The following is a 9638-nucleotide window of genomic DNA, read 5'->3' on the forward strand; positions in this document are numbered from 1 at the left end:
CTCAACCCTGCTCGCTCTTCACCAGCACCGGGGCGAAGGTTTCCGTCGCCTTCTTCAGCTCGGCCGCGACATCGGCGCCGCCGATCGCATTGGTCAGCGCCACCCCGAAGACGTCGCGGAACTCGGTGACCGGGACGATCTGCGGCAGCGCGGCGCGGGCGATCTTGGCCGAGTTCAGCAGGCAGTCGAAATACTGCTTGCCGAACTTCGACGCCTCGATCGTCGCGGTGTCGAGATAGGCCGAGGAGCGCGCCGGAGCGCCGGCACCGGCCTTCAGCATGGCGAGCTGCTGCGCCTTGTTGGTGATGAACTGGATGTAGAGCCAGGCGGCCTCCTTCTTCGCGGAGCCGCGCGAGATGCCGATGCCGTCGCCGAACATGCCGGCATGGTGCGCCTTCGGGCCGGGCGGGGTGACGCCGTAGCCGACCTTGCCGACGATGCGCGACTTGGAGGGATCCTCGAGCGGCGTCGCGAAGCCGATGCCGTCGAGCCACATCGCGGCGCGGCCCTGCATGAAGGTGGTCTGGCACTCGTTCCAGTTGAAGCCGACCGAGCCGACCGGGCCGGTGTCCTTGTTGAGCTTCTTGTAGAGCTCGCCGGCCCAGATCGCCTCCGGGGTGTCGGTCAGGAGCTTGCCGTCAGCCGAGGTGGTCTCGACGCCCTGGCCGAGCAGCAGGCAGGCCCAAACCGGGACGTTGGCGTTCTTCAGGCCGCGCGAGACGAAGCCGGCGACGCCCTTGGCCGGGTCGTGCAGCTTGGCGGCGGCGACCGCCATCTCGTCCATGGTCTTCGGGAAGGCGACGCCCTTCGCGTCGAACAATTCCTTGTTGTAGTAGACCATCCAGTAATCGACGAAATAGGGCAGCGTATCGAGCGCCCCGTCGGCCTGGCGGGCATAGGCGACCGCACCGGCGCCGAAATCCTCGAAATTGAAGTCGGGCGAGGTCAGCGAGGCGTCCTTGATCAAGGGCGACAGGTCGGCGAACCATTTGCCCTTGGCCGCCATGCGCTTCTGCACGTGCAGCGAGATCGCGCTGACGTCGAAGCTCGGCTTGCCCGAGGCGAACTCGATCACCGCCTTCTGGCGCTGCTGCTGCTCCGGCACCTGCTCGGAGGAGACCTTGATGCCGGTGAGCTCGATGAACTCCTTCTCGGCGGCCTGGAACAGGTCCGAGCGTGGGTTCTTGACCAGCAGCACGTCGATCGACTGGCCGGAGAAGCGCTTCCAGTTGAAGGCGGCCTGGGCATGCGCCTCGCGCAGCACCAAAGGCGAGGCGATGGCGCCGGTCGCGCCGAGCGCGGCAGCGCCGCGCAGCAGGCCACGCCGCGTCGGCTTCAAGATCTCGGTCATTGATGTCCTCCCCTGGACTGATGCGCGGCCTTTGCAGGCCGTCTTGATCCCGTTCCGGCAGACTGGCTCAGCATCGCCCGAGCCCGCCGGAATGGTGCGCACGCTAGTCCGGAACGGAGGCGGTTGCAAGCTGACATGTTGGCGTGCACATAGTGATGCAACGCGACCGAGCACCCGGCTTCCGATGACCACTTCCACGCTCCCCGTTCGACCGCTCGGCCGCTCCGGCCTCGCCGTCACGACGCTTGGCTTCGGTGGCGCGCCACTCGGCGATCTCTATGCCCATCTGGGCGAGGCGACCGCGATCGCGACTGTCGAGGCGGCGCTGGCGGCCGGCATCAACCTGATCGATACCTCACCGCTTTATGGCCATGGCCTCTCCGAGCATCGCATCGGGGCGGCCTTGCGGCGCTCGGGGCGCAAGGACGTGGTGATATCGACCAAGGTCGGCCGCGTCGCCGAGCCGTTCGCCGGCTGCGGCGACGGCTCGGGCTACCGCGGCGGCCTGCCGCACGGAATGCGCTTCGACTACTCCTATGACGGGGCCATGCGCTCGCTCGAACAGTCGGCGCTGCGCCTCGGCGTCGACCGGATCGATGTCGTGCTGATCCACGACGTCGATGTCTGGACGCATGGCGCAGGCATGATTGAGCGGCGCTTCACTGAAGCCATGGACGGCGCCTATCGTGCTCTCGACAAGCTGCGCGCCGCCGGCGCGGTCAAGGCGATCGGCGTCGGCGTCAACGAAGCTGAGATGTGCGAGCGCTTCGCCCGCGCCGGCGATTTCGACACCATGCTGCTGGCCGGGCGCTATTCCCTGCTGGAGCAGCCGGGGCTCGCCTCCTTCATGCCGCTGGCGCAGCAGAAGGGCATTGGCCTGATGCTGGGCGGCGTCTTCAATTCCGGTATCCTCGCCACCGGCCCGGTCGCCAGTGCGAAGTACAATTATCAGCCGGCCCCTCCCGAAATCCTCGCCCGCGTCGCGGCGATCGAGGCGGTCTGCACGCGCCATGGCGTGCCGCTGCGCCGCGCCGCCCTGCAGTTCCCGCTCGGCCATCCCGCGGTGGCGAGCCTGGTGATGGGCGCGGTCAAGCCGGAGGAGGTCATGGATCAGGTCACCGAGCTCTCTGCCCCGATTCCTGCTGCCCTCTGGACAGAGCTGAAGGTCGAAGGCCTGCTCGGCACCGATGTCCCGGTCCCGGTTTAGCGCCATGCGCATCGACGCCCATCAGCACTTCTGGAGCCTGGCACGCAGCGATTATGGCTGGCTGACGCCGGCGCTGGGCGTCATCCATCGCGATTTTGGCCCCGCCGATCTGGCGCCGCTTCTTGCCGCGCATGGCGTTGAACGCACCATCCTGGTCCAGGCGGCGCCGACCGGGGCGGAGACGACTTACCTGCTCGAGATCGCGGCAAAGACGCCCCTCGTCGCCGGCGTCGTCGGCTGGACTGATTTCGATGCACCCGATGTGGTGCAGCACATCGCGGCCCTGACCAGTGATCCGCTGCTCGTCGGGTTGCGGCCGATGGTTCAGGACATCGCCGACGGCAACTGGCTGGCGCGCCCTGAACTGGCGCCGGCCTTCGAAGCCATGATCGCGCACGGTCTCGTCTTCGACGCGCTACTGAAGCCGCGCCATATCGCGCCGATGCTGACGGTGCTGGAACGGCATCCGGGCCTCGCCTGCGTCATCGACCACGGCGCCAAGCCCGACCTCGTCACCGGCGATCTCGCAGCTTGGCGTGACGGCATGAGCGCCCTGGCCAGACATCCCCGCCTCACCTGCAAGCTCTCCGGGCTCGTCACCGAGGCCGGCCCGGACTGGACGCTGGAGACGCTGCGGCCGGTTGTCGAGCATCTCCTAGCCACCTTCGGGCCCGAGCGGTTGATCTTCGGCAGCGACTGGCCGGTGGTGACGCTGCGCGCCTCCTATGCGCAATGGATCGAGGCCTGCGAGATGCTGCTGGCGGGCCTCTCAGAAGCGCAGCGCGCGGCCGTTTTCGGCGGCAATGCCGCAGAACTCTACCTCTCGCAGCGCGGGCGTCAGTGACATGTTGAAGAACATCGACCCGGTCCTCTCCGCCGATCTGCTCTGGGTGCTCGCCGCCATGGGCCATGGCGACGACCTCGCGCTCGTCGACGCCAACCACCCGGCCGAGAAGATCGCCCGCGCGACGACGAGCGGCCGGCTGGTGCGCCTGCCGGGTCTCACCATGGCGCGGGCGGCCCGCGCCATCCTCTCGGTGCTGCCGATCGACGACTTCGAGCCGCAGCCGGCAAGGCGCATGCTGGTCGTCGGCGATGCCGCCGCGATCCCGGATGTCCAGCGCCAGGTCCAGGCCGAACTCGACCGCGCACTCGGCCGCTCCGAGCCGCTTGCCGGCATCGAGCGCTTCGCCTTCTACGAGGCGGCGCGGCAGGCCTTTGCCGTGGTCCAGGTCGGCGACCCTCGCCCCTATGGCTGCTTCCTGTTCCGCAAGGGCGTGATCGCCGGCCAACCTGGCTGAGCAGGCCATTCGGGTCCCATCGAGACCGAGCGCCCGACCGGATGATCCGGCATGGACGCAGTGAGCCGAGGGCGCCAGCTAGAGCATTTTCGAGCGAAGTGGACACCGGTTCGCGTGAAGACAATGCGATAAAACAAAGGTCTAGAGCAGTTGTGCGATTCGGAGAAACGCGGAACTGCTCTAGACGCGCGCCCGACCGCCAGGAAGGAGCCGAGCGCGATACGACAACGCCTTTCGCAGCTCACTCAACTGGAGCTGCGAGGCGGTGGTGTGCTTGATCGCCATTCGGACATCCCCTTCGAATGGCACATTGGCAACGATCTTCGACACAAACGGGCGGTACTTTGTCTTGTCCTGCCCATCGACCAATCCTCGCTGCAGCAAATACTGCGCAGCCTGACCATGATCATTCCAATCATGGCTATCGGCGCCATAGTGATCGAACACCTCATACTGCAGGGTTCCCTTGTAGGTGCCGTCAGGTTGTCCGACGAATTCGATCAGATTGACCCTGAGCCCCTGAATGGCGCCGAAGCCGTATGCCATCGCGTCACCCAATGCGCGCTTCTTGTCATTCTTGAAGCTGAAGTCGATGACCACGGCATGCCGTTCGAGCGTCGAGGGCTGCGATCCGATACGCAGAACCGAGATGTCCGCAAACTTTCTCTGATGATCGGCCATTTCAGAGATGACACGCGTTATCTCCCCGACGAGATTTTCGTGAGGCCTGATGAAACCCTTGTCCTTCTTCATCTGCGTTGACCAGAAATCCGCCACGCCGAAAACCCGGTCGCCTTCCATCCTAGGTGGTGCCGACGAGTTATCGATCTGGAATTGCGCCATGTCGGCGGCATTGATTCCGCCGATCCCCGCAAACCCCTTCCATATTCTCTCATAGTCGGACGGGCCCTTGGGCGGATTATGGTGCGTCATGAGCCCGATGATGAAATGAGCCTTCCTGGTGGCGGAGGCATCTGTTTCGACCGTACTGAGATCATCCTTGTCCGCCTGATGATCTCCCCTCTTCACGACCAGGGGAAGGGTCGGAACGCCGAACGTCCAACCGGCTGCACTCGGGTTCGGCGGCGGGGTCGGCGATGGAGCCGGCTTGGGTTTCGGACCGCTGGCCAGCAGGTCGTTGTCGATCTGTGAGATCGTCATACGGCCGATGATGTTGTCCACGCGCTGCTGGTGCGACCGCCTGACCCCGTTGAACTCCTTGTACCATTGCACCGCTGCCTTCGTGCCTTCGTCATAGGCTCCCGTTTCCGGGCTGCGCGGCATCCCCGGCGTGACACCATCAGGACCGACGCCCCACTGGAACTTGTCGCGAATGCCGTTCAGAGATCTTTGCAAAATCAAGATTGCAGCAGACAGCGTTTTATTTGGCTGGCTATGCGGGCCTATATTGAATGCATCACTCTCCAGGCACTGCTTCAGTCGACTTTTGACGTCCTGCGCCGGATCCGTCGCTAACCGGGCCGACTGAAGCTTAGCTTTGATTTGAGGATTGGCCATAGAACCCAAAGCTCCCCATCTTCCGTCGGCATATGCACCGTGCAGCAGATCAATCTGGCAGCAGATCGCACTCTCGGCATCATGCAAAAGAATGAGGGCATCAGGGTTTGAGGCGCCTGGGCGCGCGGCCCCGCGGAGCGTTCAGCCCCTGCTGTTGGGCGTGCCTCGACCACGCCGGCCCGCCCTCAATGGAGAATGGTGGGATACCTTCCGCGGCGGTTCCTGCCGAGCCAGTGCACGGCCCTATGGTCGCGACGCACTCTAAGAGTCGGGACTGGCAACGGCCTCGGATGAACGGTTGCTACGGCTTTGCTCCGCCCGCTCCCGGCATCGAGATCACCCGGCCGTCGGGCAGGATGACGTCGCCGGGCTTCTCTCCCGGCCCGCACTCGCCGACGCGCTTGGCCTCGACCACCAGCCTGCGCTCCACCGGCCCCGGCTGCCCCGGCATGCCGGTGAGCTTTGTGGTGCCTTCGGTACGCACGGTCGCCTGGAAATCGCCGGTGACCACGCTGTTGCCGACCGCCTTGATCTGGCCGACCATGCACTCGGTCGCGACCGTATAGCCGGCCCCGGCCTTCTTCACCTCGACCTTCGAACAGGCACCGCCGGTCATCCCGCCCAGCATGGCGCGATCGGTGCCCGGCCCGACGCATTGCTTGGCGACGGTCTCTCCCTCGGCGCTCGTCGACCTGGTCTCCCACAATCCCGGCTTGCGCTGCGGAAGTTCCTCGGCGAAGGCCGGAATGGTCGCCAAAACGCTGGCTGCGACGGCGATGGCGACTGCCCTCATGCGATGACTCCTCGTCTGTCCGTCCTGAACGATTCGGACGTAGACAGAGCCAGCGCGAACGGCGATTTTGGGGCGGCCGCCCGAACGAGGCGGCATACCGTTCCGTCAGGCGCCACCCTCTTTGCGGGCATCGAGCCAGACATGCTTGCGCCAGGTCGGCGGCAGGAGCCGGTCGCCGAGACCATAGCGCTCCTCCAGGCCGATCATGAATCGCTGCCCGGCATTCTTGGTCTTGCGGCTCTCATAAGCAGCGTTCACGGCGAAGACCTCGACAGGCTTCAGCCCGAGCATGCCGGGAAGCGCCTGGAACTCCGACAGCGTGTACTCGCGATGGTGGCCGATGAAGGGATTGCCCTCGTGGAAGAAGTAATCGAAGGTCTCGTGGACGGTTTTTCCGCGAAGCAGCCGCAGCCGCATGTCGATGCGGGCGATATTGGGCGTCGACAGGCACAGCCGGCCGCCCGGAACGAGCGCATCCACCATCGCGGTCAGCACCGGCTTCGGCGAATGGTCGAAATGCTCGATCGTCTCGAAGGCGACGGCGACGTCGAAGGTCGCGGGAGGCAACGGCGTCGCGAAGATGTCCGAACGCCGGATTTCGATGCCGAGCTTGTCGAACAGCGCCAGCCGGCGCCTGACTTCGTCCGGAAAGCCCGGCGTGTCGTCGTCGGCATAGGGCAAGGTGTCGACCACGGTCACGGCGGTGCCGAGCACATGCGCGACGACGAGATAGGCCGAGGTGCTGCCGCCGACATCGCAGAGCCGCCCGCCCGGATGCGCCGACAGCGCCGCGGCGACCTGCATGCGCGCGCTGATCGCGGACTGGTCGCCGAGCAGGCGAAGGGCTTCGGTGACGGCCGCGCTGAAATCGGCCACCGGAATATTGCGGCGGCGCAGAATTCTCTCGACTGTGGGATGCATGGCGCTGACCGTTGAATCCGGCCGGTGCCGAATTGTGGAGACTCGAACTGAATGGTGCCCCTGGCCGGAATCGAACCAGCACTCCTTGCGGAACTCGATTTTGAGTCGAGCGCGTCTACCAATTCCGCCACAGGGGCCCCTTTCGGGCGGGCGGACTATAGCGATCGGCAAGGGCCGGTCAATCTCGCGTGATCGTCTTTCCCCGTGGCGTCGGAGCCATGGACGGAAGGCCCGGCGCCCGCTAAGGGGCGGCATGTTCGAACGCCTCTATCTCTGGACGCTCTCGCTCGCCGCCCGCCGCAGCGCGCAGGCCTGGCTCGCCGTCGTCGCCTTCATCGAGAGCTCCTTCTTCCTGATCCCGGCCGACGTGCTGTTCGTGCCGATGGCGCTGGCCAAGCCCGAGCGGGCCTATCGCCTGGCGCTGATCGCGACCGTGTTCTCGACGCTGGGCGGCATCGCCGGCTATGCGCTCGGCTACTATGCCTTCGACGCGCTGGCGCGGCCGGTGCTCGCCTTCTACGGCAAGCTCGATGCCTTCGAGCAGTTGCGCGCCTGCGCCGGCCCCGACACCACGCTGCTTCTGCTCACCACCTCGGGCCTGGCCCATCTGCCGCCGATCAAGGTGGTGACGATCCTGGCCGGCGCCGTCCATATCGGACTCGGCTTCTTCATATTGTCCTGCATCCTGGCGCGCGGTGCCCGCTTCCTTGCCCTCGCCTTCCTGCTGCGCCGCTATGGCGAGACGATCCGGCACTTCATCGAGAAGCGGCTGAAGCTGATCGCGCTCGGCGGCGCGGCTTTCCTGATCCTGCTCTATTTCGGCCTCAAGCTGCTGACAGGCTCGGGCCAGATGTTCTCCTGCTGAAGCGACCCATGACCGGCTTCCTCCCGCGCCTCCTCGCCGATCCCCGCCGCCTGATCGCCCTGATCGGGCTTGCGAGTCTGGCCCTGATCGCCGGCGCCTGGTTCTTCGAGCTGGTCCTGCATCTGCGCCCCTGCAAGCTCTGCCTCGAGCAGCGCGCGCCGCATTACGCCGTGATCGGCCTCACCACGCTCGCCCTCATCTTCGCCCGCTCGCGTCGGCTCCAGGTCGCCGCGCTGATCATCCTCGCCTTGCTGATGGCCTGGAGCACCGGGCTCGGCGTCTACCATTCCGGCGTGGAATGGGGCGTCTTCGCCGGCCCTAACGATTGCGGCGGCACGCCTGCACCCGCAGCCGCCGGCGTCCAGGACCTGATGAAGCAGCTGCAGACGACCCGCATCGTCTCCTGCACGGAAGCCGCCTGGCGCTTCCTCGGCCTGTCGCTCGCTGGTTGGAATGCGCTGGCCTCGCTCGCGCTGCTGGCCCTCGCGCTTCTGGGGCTGAAGAGGGCCGCGCAGCGCTCGGAATTCCCGCAAAACTAGCCCGCCGAAGCGACCGCCGGCTGCCCAAGCCGAGCCGCTGCGCAACCGGCCGCCATCATCGGCGGTTGGAATAATCGCGCGAATCATCTGTATTGCAGCAGAGAATCGGACGGTCGGGCCGCATTGCCGATGCACAGCGGACAGTAAGCTCGCGTTAACCTGTATTAATCGATGGTCAACATATGACGATGCCGACCAGATTCGGACCGGCGCGCCAATGAACGTCGCAGGGCAGGGTCCAGCCATACGTTCGGGAAGGTGCCATCCGGCGCAGCGGCGCGCGGCGATATCTGTCGTGGCCGGCTGCCTGAGCTTGGCCGTCGCAGGCTGCGGCGAGCAGCGACTTGCCGATTCCGAGCTGGTCACCGCGACGCGCTCGCTCTCCGTCGACCCGAGCCGGGCGATGATCGTCCTGCCGCCCGGCAGCCCCCCCGTGGTCGGCGTCACGCAGCGCAGCTACGAAAACGCGGTTGCGCAGACGATCTCGCTGGCGACGCGCGGCCGGACGCCCGGCGAGAACACGATCCAGGTCGCCTTCTTCACCGCGGCCGACCTGCCGGAGAGCACCGGCGTCGAGGGCAACCTGCTCAAGCTGCCGGGGATCGACGACTTCGCCGTCGCGCAGGACATGGACGAGCACCTGCCTGGCATCGCCATGGCGCCATCGGCCGTCTTCGTCCAGAACAAGTATGGGCCGTTCGGCTACGCCTTCGGCCGTGGTACCGGCGGCGACGCCTGCCTCTATGCCTGGCAGCGCATCGCCGATGGCGACAGCGTCTTCCGGCCGAAATCGGGCGCAGTCTCGGTCCGCATGCGCATCTGCAATCCCAAGGCGAGCGAAGCCTCGCTGCTGCGCCTGGCCTACGACTATTCGCTGAACGCCTCGCTGCGGCGCAGCGGCTGGAACCCGGCCGGGGACGCGCCCGCCCCTGCGCCCGAGCTCGGCAAGGCCGGCGCGCCGATCTATCCGCTGCTGCAGGCGCCGGAAGCTGCTGCGCCCCGACGGGCCGCGCCGCCGCGGCCGGCGCGGGCTCCGCGGGCCGAAACCGACCGTCTCCACGATCCTCAGCCAATCTCGGACAGGCCGCTGGAGGGATACCCGACCGTTCCACCGCCCCCCACGCCCTGAGGTAAAGAAGCGTC

The 9638-nt window shown here is 66.3% G+C and carries 10 protein-coding genes and 1 tRNA gene; 6 read left to right on the top strand and 5 right to left on the bottom strand.

What is annotated here, in order from left to right; all coding sequences use genetic code 11:
• Position 1: 1 nt before the first annotated feature.
• Complete coding sequence (locus ASE66_RS04995; RefSeq protein WP_057188423.1) at positions 2–1351, bottom strand: ABC transporter substrate-binding protein; 1350 nt, start codon at positions 1349–1351, stop codon at positions 2–4.
• Positions 1352–1535: 184 nt separating this feature from the next.
• Between ASE66_RS04995 and ASE66_RS05000 the strand changes: the two genes are divergently transcribed.
• Genes ASE66_RS05000 through ASE66_RS05010 form a run of 3 tightly spaced genes read left to right on the top strand, consistent with a single transcriptional unit; the run spans position 1536 to position 3859 of the window.
• On the top strand, positions 1536–2558 hold the full coding sequence (locus ASE66_RS05000; RefSeq protein WP_057188424.1) for an aldo/keto reductase: 1023 nt from the start codon (positions 1536–1538) through the stop codon (positions 2556–2558).
• 4 nt (positions 2559–2562) lie between these two features.
• Positions 2563–3402 carry an amidohydrolase family protein gene (locus tag ASE66_RS05005; protein WP_057188425.1) on the top strand — a complete coding sequence of 280 codons (840 nt, stop codon included), beginning with the start codon at positions 2563–2565 and terminating at the stop codon, positions 3400–3402.
• Position 3403: 1 nt separating this feature from the next.
• The gene (locus ASE66_RS05010; RefSeq protein ID WP_057188426.1) at positions 3404–3859 is read left to right on the top strand and encodes an RbsD/FucU family protein; all 456 of its coding nucleotides are present in this window, start codon (positions 3404–3406) and stop codon (positions 3857–3859) included.
• Positions 3860–4039: 180 nt separating this feature from the next.
• On the opposite strand, the gene ASE66_RS05015 is transcribed toward ASE66_RS05010, so the two are convergent.
• The 4 genes from ASE66_RS05015 to ASE66_RS05030 all read right to left on the bottom strand — a co-directional run bounded on the left by ASE66_RS05015 (position 4040) and on the right by ASE66_RS05030 (position 7228).
• The gene (locus ASE66_RS05015) at positions 4040–5377 is read right to left on the bottom strand and encodes a hypothetical protein (RefSeq protein WP_057188427.1); all 1338 of its coding nucleotides are present in this window, start codon (positions 5375–5377) and stop codon (positions 4040–4042) included.
• 301 nt (positions 5378–5678) lie between these two features.
• A complete protein-coding gene (locus tag ASE66_RS05020; protein ID WP_057188428.1) occupies positions 5679–6170 on the bottom strand; it encodes a DUF3617 domain-containing protein in 492 nt (163 codons plus the stop codon).
• 105 nt (positions 6171–6275) lie between these two features.
• Entirely contained in the window at positions 6276–7091 is an 816-nt protein-coding gene (locus ASE66_RS05025) for a class I SAM-dependent methyltransferase (protein WP_057188429.1), read from the bottom strand.
• A gap of 52 nt (positions 7092–7143) precedes the next feature.
• Positions 7144–7228, bottom strand: a tRNA-Leu gene (locus tag ASE66_RS05030).
• 116 nt (positions 7229–7344) lie between these two features.
• Here ASE66_RS05030 and ASE66_RS05035 point away from each other — a divergent pair.
• The 3 genes from ASE66_RS05035 (at position 7345) to bcsN (ending at position 9624) form a co-directional block, all read left to right on the top strand.
• Positions 7345–7956, top strand: a complete 612-nt coding sequence (locus tag ASE66_RS05035; protein ID WP_057188430.1) for a YqaA family protein — start codon at positions 7345–7347, stop codon at positions 7954–7956.
• 8 nt (positions 7957–7964) lie between these two features.
• Entirely contained in the window at positions 7965–8495 is a 531-nt protein-coding gene (locus ASE66_RS05040) for a disulfide bond formation protein B (protein ID WP_057188431.1), read from the top strand.
• Between the two features lie 295 nt (positions 8496–8790).
• Positions 8791–9624: a cellulose biosynthesis protein BcsN gene (gene bcsN, locus ASE66_RS05045; protein WP_057188432.1), complete on the top strand. Its 834-nt coding sequence runs from the start codon at positions 8791–8793 to the stop codon at positions 9622–9624.
• Positions 9625–9638: the final 14 nt, after the last annotated feature.

Source organism: Allobosea sp. Root483D1 (genome assembly GCF_001429505.1).
Lineage (GTDB): Bacteria > Pseudomonadota > Alphaproteobacteria > Rhizobiales > Beijerinckiaceae > Allobosea.

Excerpts from the sequence above, each read along its gene's own strand:
- ASE66_RS04995 (WP_057188423.1), bottom strand. The coding sequence starts at position 1,351 with ATGACCGAGATCTTGAAGCCGACGCGGCGTGGCCTGCTGCGCGGCGCT.
- ASE66_RS05000 (WP_057188424.1), top strand. The coding sequence starts at position 1,536 with ATGACCACTTCCACGCTCCCCGTTCGACCGCTCGGCCGCTCCGGCCTC.
- ASE66_RS05005 (WP_057188425.1), top strand. The coding sequence starts at position 2,563 with ATGCGCATCGACGCCCATCAGCACTTCTGGAGCCTGGCACGCAGCGAT.
- ASE66_RS05010 (WP_057188426.1), top strand. The coding sequence starts at position 3,404 with ATGTTGAAGAACATCGACCCGGTCCTCTCCGCCGATCTGCTCTGGGTG.
- ASE66_RS05015 (WP_057188427.1), bottom strand. The coding sequence starts at position 5,377 with ATGGCCAATCCTCAAATCAAAGCTAAGCTTCAGTCGGCCCGGTTAGCG.
- ASE66_RS05020 (WP_057188428.1), bottom strand. The coding sequence starts at position 6,170 with ATGAGGGCAGTCGCCATCGCCGTCGCAGCCAGCGTTTTGGCGACCATT.
- ASE66_RS05025 (WP_057188429.1), bottom strand. The coding sequence starts at position 7,091 with ATGCATCCCACAGTCGAGAGAATTCTGCGCCGCCGCAATATTCCGGTG.
- ASE66_RS05035 (WP_057188430.1), top strand. The coding sequence starts at position 7,345 with ATGTTCGAACGCCTCTATCTCTGGACGCTCTCGCTCGCCGCCCGCCGC.
- ASE66_RS05040 (WP_057188431.1), top strand. The coding sequence starts at position 7,965 with ATGACCGGCTTCCTCCCGCGCCTCCTCGCCGATCCCCGCCGCCTGATC.